23 protein-coding genes are annotated in these 22345 nt (G+C 69.7%); 17 read left to right on the top strand and 6 right to left on the bottom strand.

All coding sequences use genetic code 11. From position 1 onward, the window contains the following. Positions 1-51: 51 nt before the first annotated feature. Positions 52-1011 carry a cation diffusion facilitator family transporter gene (locus ACWD3H_RS41735; protein ID WP_451958946.1) on the bottom strand — a complete coding sequence of 320 codons (960 nt, stop codon included), beginning with the start codon at positions 1009-1011 and terminating at the stop codon, positions 52-54. A 155-nt stretch (positions 1012-1166) separates the two neighbouring features. Here ACWD3H_RS41735 and ACWD3H_RS41730 point away from each other — a divergent pair, with 155 nt between their 5' ends. After that, complete coding sequence (locus tag ACWD3H_RS41730) at positions 1167-1523, top strand: ArsR/SmtB family transcription factor (protein WP_355568742.1); 357 nt, start codon at positions 1167-1169, stop codon at positions 1521-1523. A gap of 1053 nt (positions 1524-2576) precedes the next feature. Here ACWD3H_RS41730 and ACWD3H_RS41725 read toward each other — a convergent pair. Together ACWD3H_RS41725 and ACWD3H_RS41720 are read right to left on the bottom strand one after the other, a co-directional pair. Beyond that, positions 2577-2906 carry a hypothetical protein gene (locus ACWD3H_RS41725; protein WP_451958945.1) on the bottom strand — a complete coding sequence of 110 codons (330 nt, stop codon included), beginning with the start codon at positions 2904-2906 and terminating at the stop codon, positions 2577-2579. Next, positions 2903-3040 carry a DUF1707 SHOCT-like domain-containing protein gene (locus ACWD3H_RS41720; protein ID WP_355626907.1) on the bottom strand — a complete coding sequence of 46 codons (138 nt, stop codon included), beginning with the start codon at positions 3038-3040 and terminating at the stop codon, positions 2903-2905. Before ACWD3H_RS41720 ends, ACWD3H_RS41725 begins: the two co-directional genes overlap by 4 nt. Positions 3041-3171: 131 nt before the next feature. On the opposite strand from ACWD3H_RS41720, the gene ACWD3H_RS41715 reads away from it, so the two are divergent. The 4 genes from ACWD3H_RS41715 to ACWD3H_RS41700 all read left to right on the top strand — a co-directional run bounded on the left by ACWD3H_RS41715 (position 3172) and on the right by ACWD3H_RS41700 (position 11411). Further along, positions 3172-4500 (top strand): SWIM zinc finger family protein, encoded by a 1329-nt coding sequence (locus tag ACWD3H_RS41715; protein WP_451958944.1) that lies wholly within the window; start codon positions 3172-3174, stop codon positions 4498-4500. Continuing rightward, complete coding sequence (locus tag ACWD3H_RS41710) at positions 4497-7706, top strand: DUF7824 domain-containing protein (protein WP_451958943.1); 3210 nt, start codon at positions 4497-4499, stop codon at positions 7704-7706. Before ACWD3H_RS41715 ends, ACWD3H_RS41710 begins: the two co-directional genes overlap by 4 nt. Further along, complete coding sequence (locus tag ACWD3H_RS41705) at positions 7703-10546, top strand: hypothetical protein (RefSeq protein ID WP_451958942.1); 2844 nt, start codon at positions 7703-7705, stop codon at positions 10544-10546. Before ACWD3H_RS41710 ends, ACWD3H_RS41705 begins: the two co-directional genes overlap by 4 nt. Before the next feature lie 511 nt (positions 10547-11057). Then, on the top strand, positions 11058-11411 hold the full coding sequence (locus ACWD3H_RS41700; protein WP_451958941.1) for a beta/gamma crystallin domain-containing protein: 354 nt from the start codon (positions 11058-11060) through the stop codon (positions 11409-11411). A gap of 551 nt (positions 11412-11962) precedes the next feature. Here the strand turns inward: ACWD3H_RS41700 and ACWD3H_RS41695 are convergent. Beyond that, the gene (locus ACWD3H_RS41695) at positions 11963-12229 is read right to left on the bottom strand and encodes an alpha/beta fold hydrolase (protein WP_451958940.1); all 267 of its coding nucleotides are present in this window, start codon (positions 12227-12229) and stop codon (positions 11963-11965) included. 533 nt (positions 12230-12762) lie between these two features. Between ACWD3H_RS41695 and ACWD3H_RS41690 the strand changes: the two genes are divergently transcribed. The 9 genes from ACWD3H_RS41690 to ACWD3H_RS41650 all read left to right on the top strand — a co-directional run bounded on the left by ACWD3H_RS41690 (position 12763) and on the right by ACWD3H_RS41650 (position 18691). Further along, entirely contained in the window at positions 12763-13491 is a 729-nt protein-coding gene (locus ACWD3H_RS41690; protein WP_451958939.1) for a VOC family protein, read from the top strand. Between the two features lie 306 nt (positions 13492-13797). Next, complete coding sequence (locus tag ACWD3H_RS41685) at positions 13798-14205, top strand: ArsR/SmtB family transcription factor (RefSeq protein ID WP_350925294.1); 408 nt, start codon at positions 13798-13800, stop codon at positions 14203-14205. Then, the gene (locus tag ACWD3H_RS41680) at positions 14202-14921 is read left to right on the top strand and encodes a cation transporter (protein WP_355565177.1); all 720 of its coding nucleotides are present in this window, start codon (positions 14202-14204) and stop codon (positions 14919-14921) included. Before ACWD3H_RS41685 ends, ACWD3H_RS41680 begins: the two co-directional genes overlap by 4 nt. Then, positions 14918-15268: a DUF3703 domain-containing protein gene (locus ACWD3H_RS41675; protein ID WP_451958938.1), complete on the top strand. Its 351-nt coding sequence runs from the start codon at positions 14918-14920 to the stop codon at positions 15266-15268. Before ACWD3H_RS41680 ends, ACWD3H_RS41675 begins: the two co-directional genes overlap by 4 nt. A gap of 42 nt (positions 15269-15310) precedes the next feature. After that, positions 15311-15595, top strand: a complete 285-nt coding sequence (locus ACWD3H_RS41670; protein ID WP_451958937.1) for a hypothetical protein — start codon at positions 15311-15313, stop codon at positions 15593-15595. Between the two features lie 7 nt (positions 15596-15602). Then, entirely contained in the window at positions 15603-16019 is a 417-nt protein-coding gene (locus ACWD3H_RS41665; RefSeq protein ID WP_451958936.1) for a YkvA family protein, read from the top strand. A 570-nt stretch (positions 16020-16589) separates the two neighbouring features. Further along, positions 16590-16925: a hypothetical protein gene (locus tag ACWD3H_RS41660; RefSeq protein WP_451958935.1), complete on the top strand. Its 336-nt coding sequence runs from the start codon at positions 16590-16592 to the stop codon at positions 16923-16925. Next, positions 16922-17647, top strand: a complete 726-nt coding sequence (locus tag ACWD3H_RS41655) for an SDR family NAD(P)-dependent oxidoreductase (protein WP_451958934.1) — start codon at positions 16922-16924, stop codon at positions 17645-17647. Before ACWD3H_RS41660 ends, ACWD3H_RS41655 begins: the two co-directional genes overlap by 4 nt. A 156-nt stretch (positions 17648-17803) precedes the next feature. Next, complete coding sequence (locus ACWD3H_RS41650; protein WP_451958933.1) at positions 17804-18691, top strand: ABC transporter substrate-binding protein; 888 nt, start codon at positions 17804-17806, stop codon at positions 18689-18691. On the opposite strand, the gene ACWD3H_RS41645 is transcribed toward ACWD3H_RS41650, so the two are convergent. Then, positions 18639-18950: a wax ester/triacylglycerol synthase domain-containing protein gene (locus ACWD3H_RS41645; RefSeq protein WP_451958967.1), complete on the bottom strand. Its 312-nt coding sequence runs from the start codon at positions 18948-18950 to the stop codon at positions 18639-18641. The two genes, ACWD3H_RS41650 and ACWD3H_RS41645, sit on opposite strands and share 53 nt — an antisense overlap. Positions 18951-19781: 831 nt before the next feature. Here ACWD3H_RS41645 and ACWD3H_RS41640 point away from each other — a divergent pair. Then, a complete protein-coding gene (locus tag ACWD3H_RS41640) occupies positions 19782-19904 on the top strand; it encodes an ALQxL family class IV lanthipeptide (protein ID WP_355565200.1) in 123 nt (40 codons plus the stop codon). Between the two features lie 586 nt (positions 19905-20490). Here the strand turns inward: ACWD3H_RS41640 and ACWD3H_RS41635 are convergent. Continuing rightward, a complete protein-coding gene (locus ACWD3H_RS41635) occupies positions 20491-21405 on the bottom strand; it encodes a LysR family transcriptional regulator (RefSeq protein WP_355565203.1) in 915 nt (304 codons plus the stop codon). Between the two features lie 111 nt (positions 21406-21516). On the opposite strand from ACWD3H_RS41635, the gene ACWD3H_RS41630 reads away from it, so the two are divergent. Both ACWD3H_RS41630 and ACWD3H_RS41625 read left to right on the top strand, forming a co-directional pair. Next, complete coding sequence (locus ACWD3H_RS41630; RefSeq protein ID WP_451958932.1) at positions 21517-21819, top strand: hypothetical protein; 303 nt, start codon at positions 21517-21519, stop codon at positions 21817-21819. Between the two features lie 15 nt (positions 21820-21834). Continuing rightward, positions 21835-22194 carry a DoxX family protein gene (locus tag ACWD3H_RS41625; protein ID WP_451958931.1) on the top strand — a complete coding sequence of 120 codons (360 nt, stop codon included), beginning with the start codon at positions 21835-21837 and terminating at the stop codon, positions 22192-22194. The last annotated feature ends 151 nt before the right edge of the window (positions 22195-22345 follow it).

Below are 22345 nucleotides of genomic sequence, written 5' to 3'. Positions count from 1 at the left end.
GACCCGGACGTTCGCCCCGGCCAGCCGGGGATGGCCAGGTGAGCGAGCAGGCTAGCGGTGGGCCAGGAGAATCGCATGATGCTCAGTGCCGGCCGGGCCGTCGGGATCGGCGTGCACGGTAGCCGCACGCAACCGTGGAAGCTCATGGATCAGCCGATGCTCGGCCTCTACCGCCACCGCGTGCGCCTGCAGCAGCGACGCATCGTGCCGGACCATGATGTCCACCTCGGCGCGCAGCGTGTGACCGAGCCAGCGCAGCCGCACCGAGCCGACGCGCTCAACCCCGGCAACCCCGGCCAAGATCCGTTCGGCCTGGGCGACCAGCTTCGGATCGACCGCGTCCATCAGCCGGTGGTAGATCTCTCGTGCGGCGTCCCGCAACACGAACAGGATCGCCACAGTGATCAGCAAGCCAACGATCGGGTCGGCCAGCGGGAAGCCGAGCGCGGCGCCACCCGCGCCGAGCAGCACCGCCAGCGAGGTGAACCCGTCGGTGCGGGCGTGCAGACCATCGGCCACCAGGGCGGCAGAGCCGATCTCCCGGCCCACCTTGATCCGGTAGCGGGCCACCCACTCGTTGCCGAGGAACCCGACCACTCCGGCCGCGGCCACCAGTCCGAGCGCCCTCATGTCCTCCGGGTTGATCAGACGCTTGACCGCCTCGTAGCCGGCCAGCGCGGCCGATGCGGCGATCAAAACCACGATGACGACCCCGGCAAGGTCCTCAGCGCGGCCGTAGCCGTAGGTGAACCGGCGGGTGGCCGCCCACCGGCCCACCCAGAAGGCGATCGCCAGCGGCACCGCCGTCAACGCATCGGCGAAGTTGTGCAGCGTGTCGCCGAGCAGCGCCACCGAACCGGAGACCGCCACGATCGCCGACTGCACGAGCGCGGTGACCACCAGGACGGCGAACGAGATGGCCAGCACCCGCATCCCCCGGCTGCTGGACTCCAACGCCGAGTCGGTCTTGTCCGCGCTGTCGTGACTATGCGGGGTAACGACGTGGCCCACCTTCGCCAGCAACCGTCTGAACCCGCCACCTCGCTCTTCCTCATGCCCGTGCCCGTGCCCGTGGCCATGCCCGTGCCCGTGGTGGGGGGAATCCTGCTGCGCCATCCGCGTGCCTCGCTTGCCTCTCTGACCGCTTCGCCCGATTATATGTAGTCATGTACGCACGCGACAACGAATCAGGTGCCAACCTCTCGCAGGTGCAACCCACCGGCGCGCAGGTGGAAGCCGCAGTGGAAGCCTTTCGCATGCTCAGCGACGCCACCCGGCTGCGCCTGATGTGGCTGTTGTCCACCGGCGAGTTCGACGTCGGATCGCTCGCCGCAGCGATCGACGTGGCCAGACCCTCGGTCTCCCAGCACCTGGCCAAACTCCGGCTGGCCGGGCTCGTACAGACCCGAAGAGAAGGCCGCCGCGTGCTCTACCGCGCCCGCGACGCGCACGTCCGGGCCCTGATCGGCGAGGCGCTCTTCCACGCCGATCACGAGGTCTCCGGCATCCCCCGTCACGATTGACCGCGCGGGCGCGGTTCCCCCGCCGTGCCGGCGATCCGCTTCTTGATGGCCCGCGGACCCAGTTCTTCACGATCGTCTTTCAGGGGCGCAGCCTGGTCAGATGCTCCGGCCCCAGAACGCCGAACCGGCATCGCCTGACGTCAGGGGGTCCCGGTAGCAGTCGCGGAAAATCCAACGAACCTATCACTGACCTGCGGTTACATGGGCGACGTGGAGCGCCCCGGGAACGTCGCCCGGTTGGTCGGAGTTGTTGTCCCGGATGGGGTCAGGTCTTGCGGCGCGCTTTAGGGTCGCTAGTACGGCAGCCGCCATTTGTTAGCTGAGCTGTGTGTACGCCGTGGCCAGACGGGCTTGGCGCGCACCGATCAGCGTGTGACCTGCGCCGGCGCGGACGTAGGCCAGGTGCACGGTGTTGATGCCGTTGTCGATGCCGCCCGCGCAGCCCATGTGCTGCCGCTTGACGCCCGCCGTCGCGACCCCCTCGGCTGCTCTCGTTGTGCGGGGATCCCATCACAAGATCACATCATCCCAGCTCACACAGCAAATGGCGGCTGCGGTACTAGCTGGTGGCGACAGCGGGGGTCTCGGGCAGGTTCCCGGCGTGGTCGGCTCCAGCGCCGCATACAGGGCCGCTCGACAGCCACATGCAGCAGCCAGGCGATCGCCAACGTGGCGACCAGTGACCCGGCGATGAGAGCCAGCCCGTTGCGATGTCCCACTCCGTCCCGAAACCGAGCAACCGGGGTCCGAAGTGCAGCACCAAGTGGTGTATCACGAAGAACGCATACGAGATCTCGCCGAGCCAATTTCCAACCTGATCAAGGACTCTGACCTGGTCTTCTCCGGTTACTTTGCCCCCTGATCGCATGGACCCGGGTGGAGGACCCATAACAGGCTATTGATCCAGTCGGCCATGATCGTGACGAGGCCCGCTCCGGTCGCGGTCGCCGCGCCGACTGCTGCCCGCCAGAGCAGCACCTTCAACCGGTGCCGCAACCGTCCGGAGGAGCCTTGCCCGGCACGAGACCCTGTGCCGCTTCCGACGCCTGATCCTCAGCCGGGTTGCTTGGCCATGACAACCAAACCCGGCCCGCTTCGCTCATCTGCAGGGAGCCGAAGTTCGGCGACCGGGCGCAGTCCAGCCTGCTCGATCAGGTCCACGAGTTGTTCCGGCCGCCATTTGTGTGTCGTCCAACGAACGGGTACACCTCCGTAGGCCTCGGTTCGCACCGCGTCTTCGTCGCCGACGTGTGTTGCGGTGATGAAGTGTCCGCCTGGCTTCAACGCGCGCGCGAACAGGGCGAGAACCTGAGGAAGGACGTCACGGGGGAGGTTGAACAGCGACCACCACCCGAGCACAGCGAACGCTAAGCCGTTGATCATGGCCCGGCTGTACTCGCAAGGGCGTTGACGCGGTTGTCGAGTTCGTCTTTCTTCAGGCGGCCCACGGCGAAGTGTTTACCCGGAATCACACAGGCGCGGTCACGTTCGGCGTCGGAAACGCGGATGTGCTTCACATCGTCCCCTCCCCTGGCACACGACAAATTACCCAGTTCGTCCGGCGGGGGCATGGATGTTCACAGGAACTTTTCATCTCCTCGACATCTGCCGCGCCGGTTTGTCGGTGGGGCGATCTAATGTCCCGGCCATGACTTCAGCGACGCAGGCGTACACGTACGCCGCGCCCTCCTCCCTTGTCGACGGTCGTCTCGGATTGGCGACCTCCGGCGGGCGGGCCCTGTCCGGCCCGGCCGTGGCCCCCCGGTTCTTCAGCGGCGTGGTGACCCAGGCGGCCCCCGCCGCGGCGGCCCTGCTCGGCGTCGCCGACGTGGCGCTGGCCCGCTACCACCAGCCGCAGGCGCGGCCCGGCTGGGTGCGCGACCCGGTGGTGACGTGCAATGGAGACCGGTTGCGGTTCGAGTCGTTCTCGGCCTGTGGCGGCGTGTACGCCCGGCTTGATCTGCTGAACGGCGCGCTCGACGGCGAGGTGTTCGACCGGGGCACCACCAACGTCGACGTGAACGCGCCGCTCCGGGAGGCGCTGGCGCGCATCGGCGCGCGTGACCCGTTGCACCTGGGGGTCGGGCTCGACGAGCTGGTCGTGACCACGATGGATGGCGCGGTGGTGGAGAAGAAGGTGCCGCTGCCCGAGCGCTGGTTACGCGGCTTCGCCGAGGTGCAGGTCATCGCCTCGGGCATGGACCAGCGCGGTGAGCTGACCGGCATGGCGGCGGTGCGGTTCCTGCGCGGGCTGCCCAAGAAGGGCACGGTGTGGGTGGCGCAGGCGGGGCGGGAGCTGAAGGTCTCCGACCGTCAGGTTCCGGGCTCGGTCCAGCTCGCCGGCCCCAACCGGCTCGGCACCCTCCTGCCGCTGCTGCGCTTCGCGAAGTCCCTCCGGGTGTACGGCCCGGCCGACGCCGCCTCCAGCGCCTGGGAGCTGGAGCTGCCGGGCATGCGCTACACGCTCACCCTCTCGCCCGAGCGCTGGCGCGGCTTCTCCGGCGAGGGCGCGGTGCTCGACGACCTGGCCATCGACGAGGCCGAGAACGACGCCGACGTGGTGGGCATGCTGCTCAACTTCGAGCCCGAGATCGAGATCGGCCTGCTGGCCGACCGCGCGGGCATCCCCGCGGACCGGGTGCGGACCGCGCTGACGCAGCTCGGCGTCGCCGGCCGGGTCGGCTACGACCTGTCGGAGGCCGCCCACTTCCACCGTGAGCTGCCCTATGACAAGGACAACGTGATCCTGCTCAACCCGCGGCTGGCCAAGGCGCGCAAGCTCGTCGACGCGGGCGCCGTGCATCTCGAAGGCGAGTTGGCCACCGTCCATACCTCGAGCGGCGCGCGCCGGGTCTCGCTGGCCGACGGATCCTGTACCTGCGAGTGGTGGTGGGACCATCGCGGCTCCCGTGGGCCGTGCAAACACGTGCTGGCCGCCCGGATCGTCGCCCGCGCCGCCGTGGAGGTCTCCCGATGACCCTCTGGACGGAGATCTGTGATCTGGTCACTCGCAACCAGGTCACCCGCCTGGCCGACCGGCTGGTCACGCTCACCGAGGAGGAGCGCGCCGAGCTGGGCGGGCGGTTGCCCGGCCTCGTCAAGGAGCTGCGCCGTGTCCGCACCGAGCAGGTGCGTGCCCATCATCCCGACGACTTCGAGGAGATGGCCTCCTGGGAGGTCGGCGACCTGCTCGACAGACTGGCCGACGCGCTGCTGCTGACCGGTGTCGGCGTCATCACCGGCCCGGCGGCCGCGGTGACGTGGATGACCGGCCGCGACGTCAACCGCCGCTGGGCCGAGGACCCCGACGTCGCCCAGGTGTGCCGGGTGGCGGCCACCCGCCCCCGGGAGTGGCGTCGTGATGTCGCGGTCCGGCTGGCCCAGCGGGTGCGCCGTCCCGCCGACCGCATCGCGCCGCTGGCCGTGGCGCTGCTGCGCGAGTCCGGCGCCGTGCCGCCCGACCACGACCCGCTGGTGGCCGCCTGGCTGGCCGCGCCGAGCGTGGCCGATGACCCGCTGACCCCCGTGCTGCTGCCTCGTGTCTTCGACGCCGACGGCGCGGGCCGCGCCCTCCGTGACGAGCGGTTGGAGCCCCGGCCAACCCGCTGGCTGGCCGCCGCCGCCCGCGAGCTGCCCAGGGAGCAGGTGCTCGACGGTTGCGTGAGCCGTTTCCTGCGCGGCGGCGAGGCGCAGGACCTGCGGTTCTTCGTCCGGCTGCACATGCTCCTCGACCCCACGCCCGCAGAGTCCGCGCCCCGCCTGCGCGACTACCTGCGGTTGTTGCCGTCGGCTCCGGGCACGGTCGCCGAGCTGGCCGCCGGGCAGGTGCGCGGGGCGATGCCGCTCGACCACGCCGACCTGGTCGAGGCGGTCGGCGCGCTCACCTTCCGGGACGAGGCCAAGCTCGCCGCCACGGGCCTACGCTGGCTCGACCAGGCGATCCGGGCCACGCCCGAGGCGGCCGCCGATTTCCTGACCGCGCTGACCACGGCGTACGCGCACAAGTCCTTCGACGTGCGCAACCGCGCGGCCGAGCTGACCCTGAAATACGCCGACCTGTTCGCCGACCACACCGGGGCGATCCTCGACGGCGTCCGCCACCTCCCCGCCGACCTGGGCGCGAAGCTGACCGAGCAGTTCGGCGGGGAGACCCCGGTCGAGGAACTGCTGGAGCAGAAGGAGTTCCCGCCGCTGCCCGAGCTGCCGGAGGCGCGGCGGTTCCCCGAGCCGTCGATCTCCCCCAACTACCACGAGCGTTGGATCGGCCAGGAGCGCTGGCTGGCGGCCTTCGTCGCCGGGTTCGCCGACGACCGGGCGAAACTGCGCCGCAAGCTCAAGCCCCACGTCGAGCAGGACCAGGGCTACTGGCGGTCCAGGGAGGTGCGCCTCGACCCCGACGACTGGCAGTCGGCACTGTCCGCCGAGCTCGTCACCCCCGGGAGCGTGCCGGAGCTGCCGCCGATCGAACCGGAGAAGTTCTGGGACGGCGCGAACCACTCCGTGGGAGTACGCGCCCTCACCCGTGGCGAGGAGCCCGACCCGGAGCCGAGGCCCCGGCGGATCATGGTGGGCGGCGTCTACCGGCTTGGCCGCTACCTCGACGACGACACCCCGCTGCGCGCCTTCTTCATCACCTGGACCAGCGACGACGGCCCGGACGGGGCGGTGGCCCACGAGGGCGACCGGCAGATCCCCTTCGCCAGGGGCCGGATCCACCTGTACGACTCCCCCACCGACGTCGAGCAGCCGTGGCATTTCGGCGCCGACGACGAGGACGAGGAGATCTACGACGACAGACTGCCGGATCGCCTCCGTCCGGTGCGGACGAAGCCTGGCGTCTTGTACGACGACTCCGTGGAGGCCATGCCGTCCTTCATCCTCGACCGCGCTTACAAGCGCATGGCCGAGCTCGGTGTGAACCCCGCCCGGATCGCGGCGATGCGGGCGGAGGAGCAGGTGCCCCCGCCAGGCCCAAGCGAGCCGCTCGTGGAGGTGACCGTCGTCTTCGTCCCACCCCGGCTGCGTTCCTTCATGCCCAAGGAGTTGCCCGAGCACGACGAGTGGCGGCGGCGCAACCAGCTGCCCCACCCCAATCGCGTCTCCCCGCCCCACGATTTCCTGCTGCACCGCTACGCGGAACTCGCCGAGGCCCTCCGAAACGGCACCCTGCCGCCCGTGCTGCTGGCCACGCCGACCTGGATGAGCGGCCACCTCGACCCCGACGTGCTGGTCGGCCGGCTGGAGACCTGCGCCGCCGCCGGAGTGGAGCCGCCCCCGGCCGACTTGGCGCAGGCGCTGCTGCGGTTGCCCCGGGGCAGCCACCAGGCCGCGGCCGACCGGGCCGCCAAGGTCGACTCGGAGGCGGCGCGCTCGGCCGCCCGCTGGCTCGCCGGTGACGGCATGGCCGCCCCCGAGTGCGGCCACGTGTGGCGCCACATGGTGGACGCGTCCATGGTCGAGTTCGGCGACGGCGAACCGGAACACTTCACCGAGGTCAGGCTGCAGCCGGTGTTGCGGGTGACGGCCCCGACCGGCCATCGGCTGATCGACGAGGTGCTGCTGCGCCAGCCGTTCGATTGGACGGTCGACGAGTTCGGCGGCACCCTCCGGGCGTGGCCCGCCATGCTGCCCTCGCACCGCGAGGTCGTGGCCGTCAACTTCCTGCCCTTCCTGCTGCGCGGCCGCTGGGGCGCGGGGGTGACGCCCACGGAGATCACCGGCCTGGAGATCGCCCAGGGCCCGATGGGCGAGTCCACGGCGGTGATCCTCGCCTTCCTCCTGGCCGACAGCGTGCCCGGCATGATCCCGCTGGTTCTGAGCATGGCCGCCAGGGGCAAGCTGCCCGCCGAGGCGATCGGCCGCCAGCTCGCGCTGGTGCTGCGCCGCACCTGGCGGGAGACCCGCCCCGCCATCGCGGCCCTGACCGAGCTGGCCGACGCCGGCGGCCACCACGAGGTGTGGCGCATCCTGCGCGCTCTGCTGCCCGGGATGCTGCCGGGCGAGGGGCAGCGCATCACCGTGACCCACGCCGAACTCGTCGCCTTCGCCGCCGACGTGGCACGCTGGACCGGCGCGCGCGGGGAGATCCCGGTCGTCGCCGAGTTCGCGCAGAGCCGCCGGACGATCCGCTTCATCCACGAGTGCAAGCGCCTGCACGCCCAGCTCACCGGAGCCACGTCATGACCTCTGACGACATCCGTATCGAGATCAGGAATCTCGTGCTCAACCACGACGCCGAGGGTCTGGCGTTGCGGTTGCCGAAGCTCACCGACGCCGAGCGGGCCACCGTCGCCGCCGAGTTGCCGGACCTGCTCGCCGAGCTCCGCGAGAGTCCGCTGCTGGCCGCCACCGTCGGCTGGGACGCCTTCGACTGGACCGCCGACGAGCAGGTCACCGGCCGGTCCGAGGTGCTGATGATGGTGGGCGCGGCGACCATTCCCGGCCCGGCCGGGGTGGTCACCTGGCTGATGAAGCGCGACCTCAATCCCCGCTGGTCCGGCGCGCCAAGCCCGCACCGGCTGGTGAAGGCGGTCTCCGGTCGCCCGATGGCCTGGCGTGCCGATCTGGCGGTACGGCTCGCGCGCCGCATCCGCCGTCCCGACGACCGGATCGTGCCGCTGGCCTTGGAACTGCTGCGCGACGGCGAGGCCACCCCACCCGACCACGAGCCGCTGGTGGCGGCCTGGTTGTCGGCGGTGGGCGTGGCCAAGGACCCGCTCACGCCCCACCTGCTTCCGAAGATCTTCGAGGCGGCCGGCGCGGGCCGGGCGCTGGTCAACGAGACGCTCACCCCGAAGCCGTCCCGCTGGCTGGCCCTGGCCGCCCGCACGCTGCCGCGCGAGCAGATCCTCACCGGCTGCGTGAGCCGTTTCCTGCTCGGCGGCGACGCGCAGGACCTGCGTTTCTTCGTCCGGCTGCACACGCTCGTGGCGCCCACGCCCGAGGAGTCGGCCGGGCGGCTGCGCGACTACCTGCGGCTGCTGCCCGCCGCGCCCGGCCCGGTAGCCGAGTTGGCCTGGCAGCAGGCGCGCCAGGCGCGGCTCGACCCGGCGGACGTCGCCGAGGCCATCGAGGCGATGACCTTCCGCCAAGAGGCCAAGCTCGCCGTGAAGGGCCTGACCTGGCTCGACCGCGACCTCGCCACCACACCGGAACGTGTGGCCGACCACGTCACCGCGCTGACCAACGCGTACGCGCACGCCTCTCACGAGGTGCGCGACCGCGCGGTCACCCTCACCCTCAAGCACGCCGACCACCTCACCGACCCCGCCCCGATCCTGGAGGCGGCCGAACTGCTGCCCCCGGCCTCGGCCCGGCAGCTCTTCGAGCGCTTCACCGAAGGCTGGACCAGCGACTTCACCCCCGGCCGCCTGCCCGAGGCCACCATCCCCGGCCCGTTCCCCACCTCCGGCCTGGAGAGCGGCCCGCCGGAGGAGATCGGCTGGATCGACGTCGAGGCGTGGCTGGCGGCGGTCACGCGGGAGGCACATACGAACCCGGACTCCCTGAAGGAAACGCTGGCCCGGCGGTTCGGCGAACACCTGCGGCCGGTGCTCTACGACGCGCCGACGTGGCAGTCCCCGCGTGACTGGTGCACCGCGCTGGCCAGGGAACTCGTCAACCCCGGCGAAGATCCGGGGCCGCCCATGTCCCGTCCGCCGAGACAGCGCCCGTCGTACCGGAAGACGATCTCCGAGGAGCAGCGGGCCGACGCGGAGCAGGCCTTCCCCGGCCTGTCCGGCGATCTCGGGCAGGCCCTGTACGACGGCATGGTGAACGTCGCGGCCACGGCCTTCCAGCTGTTCCCCGGCCTCCGCACGGTCGTCCCGCTCCACGAGATGCCCGACTACGTACAGGAGGAGATCCTGCGGACGATCGACGTCCAGACCGACCTCTACGACCTGAAGGCGCGACCTGCCCCCGCTCCCTGGAACCGCCTCCCCCACCTGCGAGAGTGCGCCCGCCCCCACGCCTTCCTCCTGTCCCGCCTCGACGAACTCCTGCGCGCGGCGAAGGCCGGAGCCCTGCCCCCGGTACTGCTGGCCACCCCCACCCGCGCCGACGGCCACCTCGACCCCGAGACCTTGCTCAACCGCCTGGCCGTGTGCGCGGAATCCGGCTGCGAACCGCTCCCGCTGGACGTGGAACAGGCCCTGTTGCGCCTCCCGCCCAATCCCGCCCCCGACCTGGCCGAACGCGCGAAGGGCATCGGCTCGGCGGCTGCTGCGGTGGTGGCCCGCTGGTTCGAGCGCGGCGCGCCCCCACCCCCGGAGGTAGAGCTGACCTGGACCCTCGACCTCGGCTCCCGCGTCGTGCCCTACGACGACCATGTCCTCGACCAGCGCGGCATCGCCAATGTGAGCTGGCAACCCGTGGAGCCCACCGGTCTCGCCCACCTCAACGCCCTGCTGACCGCGCCCGAGATGCGCCCGTTCCGGCGCATGTCACGTAACTTCTGGCCCGGCATGACGCCCCACCACCGGGAGCTCGCGGCGGCCCATCTGGCGATCGGCCTGATCGACCGTTTCGACCCGCCCGACATCGCGATCGACGACCTCCGCAACCTGACCCTGGCCGAAGGCACGTCCGGCCCGGCGACGGCCCTGGTCCTGGCCTACTTCCTTACCGTGGAGGGCGACGACGCGGTGCCCCCCCTGCTTCAGCTGGCAGCCAAGGGCGCGCTCCCCGCCGCCGAGACGGGCCGCCTGCTGGGCCTGTTCGGCCGCCGCACCCGCTACAAGGCCGACCCCGCGTTGCCCTCACTGGAACTGGCCGCCAAGCAGGGCGCGCACGCCGAGATATGGACGATCTTGCGCCACTTCCTGGCCGTCTTCCTCCCGAGGGAGGGCGAGCGGGCCCAGCGTCTGCACACCGAAGCCGTCGTGCTGGCCACCGACATCGCCGCGTGGGCCGGCGCGCGGGGCGAGATCCCCGAGGTCGCCGCCCACGCGAAGAAGCGCGGTTCGACCTCGCTGACCCGGGCCTGCCGGAGCCTCCACCAGTTCCTGACCCGGGAGGCCTGATCGGCTCAGCGGCGGCGGAAGGGGCGGCGGTCTGCCGGACTTGGTCTGCCGCGCCCCAGTCGTCGTCGCCGTGGGCCACGATGCTGAGGAGTTCGCGCAGGTGGAGGACGGGACCAAGCCGATGAGCGCCTTTCGTTCGTCAGACGTGTTGCTCTGGATAGGGGTCCCGGTAGTATCGGCGGAATTTTCAACGGATATGCAGGTCAGAGCTCCCTTGCAGGTCAGAGCTCCCTTAAGGAGCCTCGGGCACAGCTTGGAAGGCGAGCAGCTGATCTGCATATCCGTTGTTTCCTGCGTCGTTACCACTGGGACCCCGTGTTGGCCGGACAAAGAGTGGTATCACTTTGAGTTACCGGGCCACCCAATTGCGTCACGTAAAAGCGCAGCCGCGAGGGGCCGCTCCGGTGCCCACTCGGCCGTCTGCCGGCCCGACGAAGCACCGTTCCGTCAGGACGCGACGTCACCAACAGGGCCGGGGCCGTACACGCCGGTCTCCGCAGGAGGAGAGTCTGTGATCTCGAAGAGCAAGAAGAACGCCCGTTCCATGGCCGTGGCGCTCGCCGCAGCCGCCGCCTTCACCGTCACCATCCCGGACGGCACCGCCTTCGCCATCGACCACGTCCAATGCGTTGGTGGCGAGAACTTCCTGAAGATCTGGTCGCACCTCGACGGCCGCCAGAGCGTCGACTGCTACGCCAACGGCGGAAAGACCGACTTCGGCGGATGGTGGGTCGACCGGATCTCCACAGGCAACAACGACCTGATCTACTACGACGCCAACGGCGACTCGGTGAAGATCGAGCGCTGGCACGACATCACCTTCCCGAACCACCCTCCGAAGGTCGTCGCCATCCAGATCGTGTGACACGTTGACATCCGACTGCCACCGGAATCGCCGGCCTGTCACGCCCCGCAGGCGTGACCGGCGGCGGGCAGTGCGACAGGCCGGCCAGGGCGAGACCGGCAGGCACCGTGGGATGCGGGTGGGCTACCTACCGGGGCGGCGAGGCAGTCCGCCGGTTCCGCACACGACTCCCGCGACCAGCCAAGAAGGCTCGGCTCAGGCACATACAGGAACCGTAGCCTCCGCCGCTCCGCCAATCCCCCCCTCAACTACCCAGCGTTACTTTGGGGCCTGGGTCAGCTTCGGGAGGAGGACGCCGTCTATGACCAGTCGGGCGCAAACGTCGAATACTTCGCTGTGCGTAAGCCTCCAAGGCACGTCCCCCGCGCGCTGGGATGTTCGCTTGAGAAGTACCGGGCCTTTCAGCAGAGTGTCATCGCAGAGTTGCCCCACACCCACTCGGGCGGCGACGGCGATCCATACGACGGCGAACACGATGGTCTGTGCTCAGCACAGCGGCGTCACCTTAATGCACGGATCGACGCCTTCCTGAGGAAGCACGTGTCCAGTGATCAGCGCCGGTTCATGGAAAGGATCTGGATCTTGCTGATCCCTAAGGCAGTTCGGTAGGCCCATGCGAGCAGGCGTGTACGCGCCAAGAGCACATTGGCGCGGATAACGGTGCGCTCCAGGCGACGGAAGGCAGGGGCGAACAGTACGTCGGTGGGGTCGACGAGTACGAGGCCGGCGATTCGGTCGGCCCGGCCGGCGGCGGCGAGGCGGATGATCGGGCCGCCTGCGCTGTGGCCCACGAGGATAAAGGGTCCTTGTCCGTACATAGCAAGGTTAGGCTAACCTAAATTGGAAATGTTCTGGAAGGCGGTTCCCACGTTCACTGCTGTCCGATCGACGGGTTAGGCACCCGGCTATACCCCTGCGGCATCGCCACGGCTACGCCGTAGTCCTTCACCGTGGCCTTCGAGCCCCAGCCGTTAAAACCAGACTCGAAGTTCCCCTGCTCCGTGATGGGAGAGAGTGCGCGCCGCGAACCAGCCCATATCCATTGGATTGGAGCCGGCGACGGCTCTAGAGGCGTAACGACGCCGGCTCCTCGCGCATACCTTCCCGTCTCGCTCACCGCGGCCGGGTGTTCCTGCCGGCTAGTGGCCTCGGCGGGGTGGAGCGAGGTGTTCGGTGACGGCGGCGATGAGTCGATCGTCCACTGTCCTGATCGCGGGTCGTGCGCCGGAAGCGTCGCCTTCCGACTCATATGCGTTGGCGTCGCACTCCTCGAGCGGGCTAGCGTTGCTTCCGTCATGCGCCAGGAGTGTGCCCTGTCTGCGCCTGTGAGTCAGCAGATTGGAGATGCGGGATGACTTCTCAGCTTGTCGCGCTCTGCTTCGATGCGAACGACCCGCTCCGTCTCGCGCGCTTCTGGGCCGGAGTCCTGGGCTGGGAGATGGCCAACGACCCCCACGATGGCATCGCACTCCTGCCGAGCGATGACACCGGGTTCCGGATCCGATGTCTTCCGACCCAGGAGAAGAAGACCGGCCAGAACCGGATGCACTTCGATCTGACGAGCACGTCCCTGGAGGACCAGCAGCAGACGGTGGCGAGGTCGCTCGGACTCGGTGCGCGGCACATCGACATCGGGCAACGCCCGGAGGAGGGTCATGTGGTGCTCGCCGACCCCGAAGGCAATGAGTTCTGCGTCATCGGACCGGGTAACAACTTCCTTGCTGACTGCGGATTCATCGGAGCGCTTGCGTGCGACGGTTCGCAGGAGGTCGGGTACTTCTGGAGCGAGGCGCTGGGCTGGCCGTTGGTCTGGGACCAGGACCAAGAGACCGCGATCCGCTCGCCCCACGGCGGTCCGAAGATCACGTGGGGCGGTCCGCCACTGATGCCGAAGACAGGGAAGAACAGGCTGCACTTCGACCTCGCTCCATCTGTGCACGGTGATCAGCAAGCGGAGGCCGACCGTCTCGTCTCCCTCGGAGCGACTCGAGTCGGCATCGGCCGGCGCGGGGGCAGTCGGGTGGTGATGGCCGATCCCGATGGCAATGAGTTCTGTGTGTTGCCCTCCCCGATAGCGTGACCGGACCCGGGGGCGGCGCGCCTCCGATCCACCCCTCGGCACGGCGTGATGCCGGCGGCGCGGTCGATGTCATCGTCTGGCGCACCGCCACCGCACGGCTGTTGCCCTGCCTGCTGGACGGGCGCCGGGCCGGCCCGCTCTTCCTCACCGATCCGCCGCCCCGCATCGGGTTGCCGCCCGGTGGCCTCGATCCAGGCTTCAGAGTGGCCCGGCCGTCGTATCGGCGCGGCGTCGCCCTTAGCGGTGCCGGGCTTCGAGGTCGAGCACTCTTGCCAACACATAACCGTTTCTGGCTATCATCGCCATATGGCGATTGATAATGATGCTGGCCGATGCGTGAACGCCGACATCGCCGCGGGCATCCCGCCGGCGGCGGCGCTGTTCCACTCGCTGGCTGATGAGACCCGGCTGAAGATCGTGCAACGCCTGGCCCGAGGCGAGGCCCGGGTGGTGGACCTGACCGAACAGCTCGGCCTGGCCCAGTCCACGGTCTCCAAGCACCTGGCCTGCCTGCGCGATTGCGGGCTGGTCGACTACCGGGCCGAGGGCCGCCAGTCGTTCTACGCGCTGACCCGGCCCGAGCTGATGGACCTGCTGGGCGCGGCCGAGCAGCTGCTGGCCGCCACCGGTCACTCCGTCACGCTCTGCCCCGTCTCCGGCCCCGGCAGCCTCGACCGCGACGCCGACCTGCCCGCTGGAGGCACGATCGCATGACCGCGCTGAATCTGCCCGGCCTCGGGCCCGCACCGGCCCGCCGTACCGTACTGCGCCGCCGCATCCGGCTGCTGGTGGCCGCGACCATCACCTACAACGTGATCGAAGCCGTCGTGGCCATCACCGCCGGCACCCTCGCCTCCTCGGCCGCGCTGATCGGCTTCGGCCTGGACTCCATCGTCGAGGTCGCCTCGGCCGCCGCGGTCGCCTGGCAGTTCTCGGCCACCGACCACGAGCGGCGGGAGAAGGTGGCGTTGCGGGTCATCGCGCTCTCGTTCTTCGTGCTGGCCGCCTACGTCACCGTCGACGCCGTACGCGCCCTGGCCGGGGCCGGCGAGGCCGAGCACTCCACGCCCGGCCTGATCCTGGCGGGCTTGTCACTGGTGATCATGCCGTTCCTGTCGGCCGCCCAGCGCCGTGCCGGCCGTGAACTCGGCTCGGCTTCGGCGGTGGCCGACTCCAAGCAGACGCTGCTGTGCACTTACCTGTCCGCCGTGCTGCTCGTGGGCCTGGCGCTCAACAGCGCCTTCGGCTGGTCGTGGGCCGACCCGATCGCCGCCCTGGTCATCGCGGCCGTCGCGGTCAAGGAAGGCCGCGAGGCCTGGCGCGGCGACACCTGCTGTGCCGTCCCCACCGCCACCGTCATCGGCGGGTCAGGCGCCTCGGCCGGATGCGCGGATGGCTGCTGCACCGCTGAGAAGGAGCACGATCGATGATCGGCCGCCCGATGCCCGCCCGTGTGCGGGCCGCCTACCGCGCCGAGATGAACGCCGCCCGCGCCACCGGAGACGCTGCGGCGCGCTGGCGGCATCTGGAACGGGCCCACATCATCTCCCAGCCGTGGCCCTGGCCCCACACCCGCAACCACCTGGCGATGTTCGTTCTGGCCATCGCCCAGCGCGACCGCCGCGAAGCGTTCGGTCAGGTGGTGCGTATCATCGTGGCCGCGCCCGGCTCGGCGCTGGGCCGCTACCCCGAAGGCAACACCGGCCGCGCCCGTGTCGGCCTCACCCAGCCCATGCCCCTGCCCGCCGACCTGGCCGAGCTCCTGGCTGCCAGGTAAGGTCCGTGCCCGCTGACCTGCTGTCGCCCCGGGAGGGCCCTGATGACTGTTCGCCGCCTGTTCGCCCTGTCTCCCGCGGTTGCGGGCAAACCCGATGTCGGTGACGTGGGCGGCCTGCAGGAGCCGGCCCGGCGACTCGCCTGCGGCCAGGCCTGGACACCCGGAGCCGGCCCGTACGGTCACGGCGCTGTTCGACCAGCAGGCCGCCGGCTGGGACGCCGGGCACAGGCCGGCCGTTTCGACCCCGTGACCGACGCGCCGGCCGCCGACACCTCCGCCGAGGTCGCAACGGCCACGGTGGACGAGCAGGAAGGCGGCCGGCGGTGACCGGGGCGTGGGGTGGGACCTGCTGATCGGCATCGCGGTCGCGCTGCTGGTCACCTGGCTGGCGCTGCTTGTGGTGCTGGCCATCGTGCGGCCGCGCGGCGGCCTGCTGCGTGAGGCGCTGCGGCTGCTGCCGGACGTGCTGCGGCTGATCCGCCGCCTGGCCGCCGACCGCAACCTACCGCGCGGCGTGCGGGTACGACTGGCGCTGCTGCTGGCCTACCTGGCCTTCCCCCTCGATCTGGTACCCGACTTCATCCCCGTGCTCGGCTATGCCGACGACGCCATCATCGTGGTCGCCGTACTGCGCTCGGTGGTCCGCCGCGCCGGACTGCAGGCCGTACGCCGGCACTGGCCCGGTACCGACGACGGCTTCGCCGCGCTGTCGCGGCTGACCGGACTCGACACACCACCCGCAACCCCCTGACACGCCACGACCGCCGCAGGCCGGGACCCGCGACGGCGACCTGACGAGCTTTGCGGCACCTGCCATGCCCGCTCCTTCCGGACGCCCCACAACCGTGATCTACTCCTGGTTGCCCGGCCTGACCGCAGTGGAGTTCTCGCCGAGAGACAGAAGTTGAGCGTCTGGTCGTTGTCAGTAGACATCCGGCCATCCCGGTTACCTCGGGCGGCCTGGCATGGTTATGACGACTTGAAGTGCCCCACCCGGGCGGCTTGAGCTGGACCCGTCTCGGATCGGTGATGTGATCCCAGACCGACATGTCGGCTTGAAGTGGCCCCACCTTTAGAGTTGCGGTGTCAGGCTCGACCTGCTGGATCACGCGCGCCGCGGCAAGGGGGACTTGGTGGCGCTCACCAAAGTCGAGCTGTTCGACCAGACCCGCCGGGATTCGTGGCGTGCGGGCCTGGGGATCCGGGCGCCGGACCGCAAGTACGGAGTGCACCGGCGATTGGTCCGCGAGGCACTGAAGCGGCCCGAACCGACACCACGTAAGACGCCACAACGCCGGTCTTCGCAGTTGGAGCCGTGTACGTGGAGCAGCGTGTGGACGCGGTGGTCTACCGGCGGCTCGACGAGCTGTTCCGGGACGGGCACCGGCGGGGACTGCTGCCGGCGCCGCCTGAGCTGCTGAGTGAGATCACCCGTGGCGCGTTGGAGCGGCTGCTCGCCTCGCAGTTGCCGCGCGAACTCGACTGGACCTCGGCCGATCTGCTGCGGGCGACCGTCGACACCGTGTTCTACGGAGCGATCCGCTCAGCACACCCCGGCATCGACGATGAACAACTCCGGGCGGTCATGCCGACGGCCCGCGATGATGGGCAGGAGGTGGGGCCGTGTCTGGGGCAACCGGCAGGGTGGCATTGGTGACAGGGGCCAGCAGCGGAATCGGTGCGGCCACCGCGCGCCTTCTGGCCGCGCGAGGGATGCGCGTGGTGGTCAACTACCTCCGCAGCGGCACGGCAGCCGGGGAGGTCGTGGCCGGCATCGAGACCGCAGGCGGCCAGGCCATGGCCGTGCAGGCCGACGTGCGCGAGGCAGCGGCGGTCGAGAGCATGATCGAGCAGGTACAGGCGGCATGGGGCGGCATCGATGTGCTCGTGCACAACGCGCTCATCCCGTATGTGATCAAGCCGTTCCAGGACATGACGTGGGAAGAACTGGGCGGCAAGCTCGACGACGAGATGCGTGCGGCGTTCGCGGTCACCAAAGCCGTCCTGCCCGCCATGACCGAACAGGGCTGGGGACGCATCATCTATCTCGGTACCGGCCTCAGCCGCCGGCCCCGGGAGGGCATGATCGCACTGGGCACGGCCAAGGCCGCACTGGCGCAGTTCGCCCGGTACCTCGCCCAGGAACTGGGCCCGCGGGGCATCACGGTCAACGTCGTCGAGCCCGGCCCGGTGGAGGACACCCGCATGGCGGATGTGTTCGACGAGGAGCACAAGCAGCGGCAGGTGGCCGCTACCCCTCTGGGCCGCCTGGCACACCCGGGCGACGTCGCCCAAGCGGTCGCCTTCTACGCCAGCGAGGACAACGCCTTCATGACCGGCACCACGGCCGCGGTCAACGGCGGGATGTCCATGTACTGACGCCCCGCTGTCCTCCGCACGCGGGGCCATACCGTCCCGGTCCGGCCGCCGGCCGGACCGCATCCGGCACACCGTCACCTCAGCACCCTGGGCCGCAGCAGCCGGGCCCCGGCACGCGCGGGCGCACGGCGGTGACACGATCAAGGAAAAACGTTCATGTACACGATCGATCTCGCCTACGTCGGGCGGGGCCTGCACGAGGAACTGGTCGCCTACATCGCCGACCAGCAGGGCTACTACGCCGACGAGGGCGTCCATGTCGCGCTGCGCGACGGCTGCTCCTGGGACGAGGAGCGGCTGCGCCACGGCGCCACCATCGGGCTCGGCCGGGCACTGCTGTCCCGACTGGCCGATGGCATCCCCTGGATCGCACTCAATGTCAACACCCACCGCCCGCTGTTCTGGTTCCTCGCCCTCCCCGGCCTGACCTCCCTGGCCGACCTGGCCGGCCGGCGGCTGGCGGTACACGCCCCCCACACCGCACCCGGGTGCTTCGCCCGGATCGTGCTGCGCCAGGCCGGTCTCGACCCGGACCGCGACATCCACACCATCGTCCGCCCGCCCGGTGACTACGGCATGGACCTGCGCTGGCTGCACGATGGCAGGATCGACGCCGCCCTGGTCGGCAGCACCATGGCACCGGAGGCGATAGCCGCCGAGCACGGCTGGCAGGTGCCGGCCTGGGTCGGCGACCACTTCCAGATCCCCACCGTAGGCGTGGCCGTCGACCCCACCTACATCCACCCGGACGACCCCGCGGTCCAGGCCGTCGTACGAGCCCACCGGCGCGCCCTGCAGGTGATCCACAACGAACCCGACACCACGGTGCGGCACATCCAGACGTTCCTCGGCCGACACACCGCGGACGAAGCCCGAGCCCACTACGAGACGTTCATCGCACCGTATTTCACCACCGACGGCCAAGCCGACCTCGCCGTCGGCGCCACCGCGATCACCGCGGTCGCCGCCGAACTCGGCGTCCCCGCCACCGTCACCGCAGCCGAGTTCTACCGCACCGCACCCCCGCTACGAACCTGTCCTTGACGATCCGTCCTCTGACGATAGTCAGGATCAGGTCGTTGACCTTGGCCCCATGGGCGTGCGCCACCTCCCTTGCGGCCTCCAGGTCGAGCCGCACGACGCGGAGTCGACGACCGGTTCCGGCCGGTGCGTTGAGCGAGGTCCGGGGGGCGACGTTGATGTCGGGCAGCAGGCGCGCCACGAAGCCCACCATGGGGGCGAGCACCCGCGCGGTCCGCACAGCAGCCGCGCCCGAGCCGACAATCCTCCGCTGTCTGGATATCTCATATCTCCGGTGTACAGCCAGGGAAATCGAGAGCCATGACCGGCCACCTCAGCCTTTCAAGATCAGCATAAGCGACCGTTAAGGATGGTTAAGGCTTCTTAAGTGCCCGCGGATTATCGGCGGCGCGAAAGGTCTCATCGGCGGTGAACCGGCGAAATGGAACCCCGGCCTCCAGCGCCCGGGTGAGCACGGTCGTGACCAGCTGCCGCTTTGTGGCGAACGGCATCCGGCCTGCCGGAAACAGCGTCTTCCGTCCCGGTCGTTTCGGTGATCGACGAAAGTTGAGCCAAGAGGCGGGAACACCTTGTCATCCCAGTCGAAAGTGGCTCATAAGTGCCCGCCACGATGCTGTCCTGGTACGACGAATTCGCCGTACCGGCACGGACACGGAGCGCGATCCTGGTCGAGGAAGAGGACGAAGTGAGCGGTGATGTGGTCGGCGCCGAGGCAGACACCACCCGGTGGGCCGATGAACTCGACGTACCGGCAGGTCCGCGACGGAGACGGCACGTTGCTCGGCCTGTGACGAGATCGGGCCGGCGACACGAGGTGCCGGCGGTTACCGTGGTGGCGGGGCGGTACGGCCTGCCCCGGAGACATGGACGCCGCTCCTGGAGCTCGACATCCTGCGTCCGACTCACCGCACCCGTTCACGCGCCGCACGGTAGGCGGCTGGTCCCCCGCGCAGAAAGTTCCCGCCCGCGCCGATGAAGCGGCACGGCAGGCAGCACACCGAGTCCGACCACACAGACTCCGCCGGATGAACCGGCAGGTACGGAAACCGCCGCAGTATCGGTGGAGGCCCTCCCCAACAAAAGGAGAAAAGCAATGGAACTCGACATCAACTCCCTGGACATGCTTCCCAGCAAGATGGAGACCGCTCTGTATCCATGCAAAACCACCTGCGTTACTCTCGTCTCCGCGATCACGGTCACGCTCACCATCGCCTGACGTTCACTGCAGGAGCGGCCGGACCGGACGCTCGCGGCAGGTGAGCGGTCGAAAGCGCGTCGCCTCGGCTGCGGAGGCATTCGTCGCGGGTAGGCGGCGACACGCGGTGAACGCCTGACCTTTGAAGTCCTGCGCCGATGAGGGGCGCGGGGCTGAATCGGAAGGCGTACACGGTGCAGGCCGGTTCGGCTTCGGGCCGCGATCGACCCGATTCTGCCGCGGCCGTGCATAGACCGCCTGAGAGACGAGGTCGAGCATCTCGCGCCGGATTCGATGGGACGCCACGTCGTCCCATCGAATCCGGCGCGGTTCGAATCACGCGTCATCATTGAGCTCCAAGCCGGCCACAAGCAGCCGTCCCCATCGTCGGCCACATGTGGTGGCCCTATCTCCCTCGCCCTCCCCATCGGGTGCACAGCGATCATGGCCTGGTACGCCTTCATCGAGCTGCCGAGCCAGGCAGGTGCCAGGAGTGAGCCGGCGCGGCAGTTCCTTCGTTACCATCGCCGCCGCCCTCAGCTGCTCTCGCCGACTTTCCAGATGAGACGACATCTACGCGCACCGGAATCACCGAAAAAGATGTTGATCAAGTGACGGTCGCGTCGTGTCGGGGTGGGCTGCTTTCCATGCAGCAGCGGACGAAATCTTGGATGACGGGGTCGGTGTCGTCGGCGGGTGCCCAGGCGACGCCGACCTGGCTGGGGCTGACGCCGCCAACGGGCCGGTAGGTGACGCCGGGGCGCGCGTAGAACCGGGCGGCGGATTCGGGGGCCAGGGCAATGCCGTAGCCGTTGGCGATTGCGCTCAGCCAGTCGTCGGGGTGGTCGGTGACGGCGCCGACGCGGACCGGGTGGCCATCACGCTCGTCGACGGCCAGCCAGTAGTCCCGCCACCGGCCTGTTTCCGATAGGGCTGCCACGAATGGCTCATCCCACAGGTCCCGGAAAGGGATCAGGTCGCGCGTGGCGAATGGGTGTGCCGTGGGGAGCGCGACCCAGCGGGGCTCGGCGAACAGCACCTCCACTCGCAGGGTGTCCTGGCCGGGAAAGGGCAGGCGCAGCAGGGCGACGTCGACATCTCCGTCGGCGAGTCCGGCGGCCGGGTTCGACCATGCGGCCTGCCGCATGTCGACTCTCCAGCCTGGCCGACGGCGGGCGAACGCCGCGACGATGTGCTGGGTGGCCTCGTTGGCGGCGCTGGCCATGAAGCCGACCCGCAAAACGCGGGCGGCCCGGTTCGCCACGTGCTTGGTCTCCCGCAGCACCTGGTCCCAGCCGGCCAGCAGGGCGGGTACCCGCTTCGCCAGGGCCTGACCCGGTTCGGTGAGGGCCATGCCGGCCCGGGATCGCGTGAACAGCCGCATTCCAAGCTGGATCTCGAGTTGCCTGATCTGTTTGGTCAGCGCCGGTTGCGATACGAACAGTCGTTCCGCAGCGCGGGTGAGGCTCCCTTCCTCTGCCACGGCGATGAAGTACCGCAACAACCGGGTGTCGACATCCATGCCGTCAGGTTATAGATGCAGGTATTGGACGCCAACCTGGCGCTCGGTGAGGCTTGACCCGGCAGGCGGGCAGCGGCTCGCCAACACTCACACGATCGGCGGGGAGACACCATGCCTGTTCTGATGATTCGTTACCAGGTGGCCGACGAAGGTGTCGCGGAGGTCGTCGAGGCGATCGAGACGGCTTTCGCGGCGGTGGCGACGGAGCAGCCGGAAGGCGTCCGGTACGCGTACCTGCGCCGTGCCGGTAGCACCGAGTTCGTCGCCCTGCTGGACCTTGACGAGGGCGTCGAGAATCCACTGCCCGGCATCGCTGCGGCGCGACAGCTGCAAGCGACCGTGGCCAAGTGGGCGGTGGGGCCCGCCCCGACACCCCAGCCACTCGACGTCCTTGGCGCCTATCGCTTCGGCTGAACGCAGGCCATATGAATGTTCATCGCCTACGTCGTCGTCACCGTCATCACGATCGTGGCCAACGCCGGGGTCGCCTTCGCCGACCTCGCACGGGCCGAGTTCGTCCTGGCCAACTCAGCCGAAGTGGGTATCTCGCAGTCTTGGATCCCGCTGCTGGCCGCCCTGAAAGCCGCCGGGCTCCTACTCGGGCTCTTGGGTGTTCGGTTCATCGGCATCGCCGCCGCTGTCGGGCTTGTTCTGTTCTTCATCGGCGCCATCGCCGCCCACGTTCGCGCCCGCGTGTTCCACAACATCGCCTTTCCTGGAGGCCTCTTTGTGCTGGCCGCCGTATCTCTCGTCCTCGCCGGGGCTGTCCAGAGAACGGCACCTCTCTGATGCCAACTGCTTGACACAGACCGGGCCCGAATGACACCAGGCCCCAACAGGCTTCCCCTGGGGCCTGTTCCCGGTGGCCCGCGTCGAGGCACTGCCGGGCCACCTGGGCACCGAGGACACCGACGTACCTGTCACCCGCGGCGGCCTTGGC

The sequence above is a fragment of the Streptosporangium sp. NPDC002607 genome, from assembly GCF_053592655.1.
The sequence above is the reverse complement of the archived record's forward strand: the minus strand, read 5'-3'. Positions and strand labels throughout refer to the sequence as shown.

What these genes read in the sequence shown, in the direction of transcription:
- ACWD3H_RS41730 (WP_355568742.1), top strand. Translation starts at nt 1,167, where the DNA reads ATGTACGCACGCGACAACGAATCAGGTGCCAACCTCTCGCAGGTGCAA.
- ACWD3H_RS41725 (WP_451958945.1), bottom strand. Translation starts at nt 2,906, where the DNA reads ATGATCAACGGCTTAGCGTTCGCTGTGCTCGGGTGGTGGTCGCTGTTC.
- ACWD3H_RS41715 (WP_451958944.1), top strand. Translation starts at nt 3,172, where the DNA reads ATGACTTCAGCGACGCAGGCGTACACGTACGCCGCGCCCTCCTCCCTT.
- ACWD3H_RS41710 (WP_451958943.1), top strand. Translation starts at nt 4,497, where the DNA reads ATGACCCTCTGGACGGAGATCTGTGATCTGGTCACTCGCAACCAGGTC.
- ACWD3H_RS41705 (WP_451958942.1), top strand. Translation starts at nt 7,703, where the DNA reads ATGACCTCTGACGACATCCGTATCGAGATCAGGAATCTCGTGCTCAAC.
- ACWD3H_RS41695 (WP_451958940.1), bottom strand. Translation starts at nt 12,229, where the DNA reads ATGTACGGACAAGGACCCTTTATCCTCGTGGGCCACAGCGCAGGCGGC.
- ACWD3H_RS41690 (WP_451958939.1), top strand. Translation starts at nt 12,763, where the DNA reads ATGACTTCTCAGCTTGTCGCGCTCTGCTTCGATGCGAACGACCCGCTC.
- ACWD3H_RS41685 (WP_350925294.1), top strand. Translation starts at nt 13,798, where the DNA reads ATGGCGATTGATAATGATGCTGGCCGATGCGTGAACGCCGACATCGCC.
- ACWD3H_RS41680 (WP_355565177.1), top strand. Translation starts at nt 14,202, where the DNA reads ATGACCGCGCTGAATCTGCCCGGCCTCGGGCCCGCACCGGCCCGCCGT.
- ACWD3H_RS41675 (WP_451958938.1), top strand. Translation starts at nt 14,918, where the DNA reads ATGATCGGCCGCCCGATGCCCGCCCGTGTGCGGGCCGCCTACCGCGCC.
- ACWD3H_RS41670 (WP_451958937.1), top strand. Translation starts at nt 15,311, where the DNA reads ATGACTGTTCGCCGCCTGTTCGCCCTGTCTCCCGCGGTTGCGGGCAAA.
- ACWD3H_RS41650 (WP_451958933.1), top strand. Translation starts at nt 17,804, where the DNA reads ATGTACACGATCGATCTCGCCTACGTCGGGCGGGGCCTGCACGAGGAA.
- ACWD3H_RS41640 (WP_355565200.1), top strand. Translation starts at nt 19,782, where the DNA reads ATGGAACTCGACATCAACTCCCTGGACATGCTTCCCAGCAAGATGGAG.
- ACWD3H_RS41635 (WP_355565203.1), bottom strand. Translation starts at nt 21,405, where the DNA reads ATGGATGTCGACACCCGGTTGTTGCGGTACTTCATCGCCGTGGCAGAG.
- ACWD3H_RS41630 (WP_451958932.1), top strand. Translation starts at nt 21,517, where the DNA reads ATGCCTGTTCTGATGATTCGTTACCAGGTGGCCGACGAAGGTGTCGCG.
- ACWD3H_RS41625 (WP_451958931.1), top strand. Translation starts at nt 21,835, where the DNA reads ATGTTCATCGCCTACGTCGTCGTCACCGTCATCACGATCGTGGCCAAC.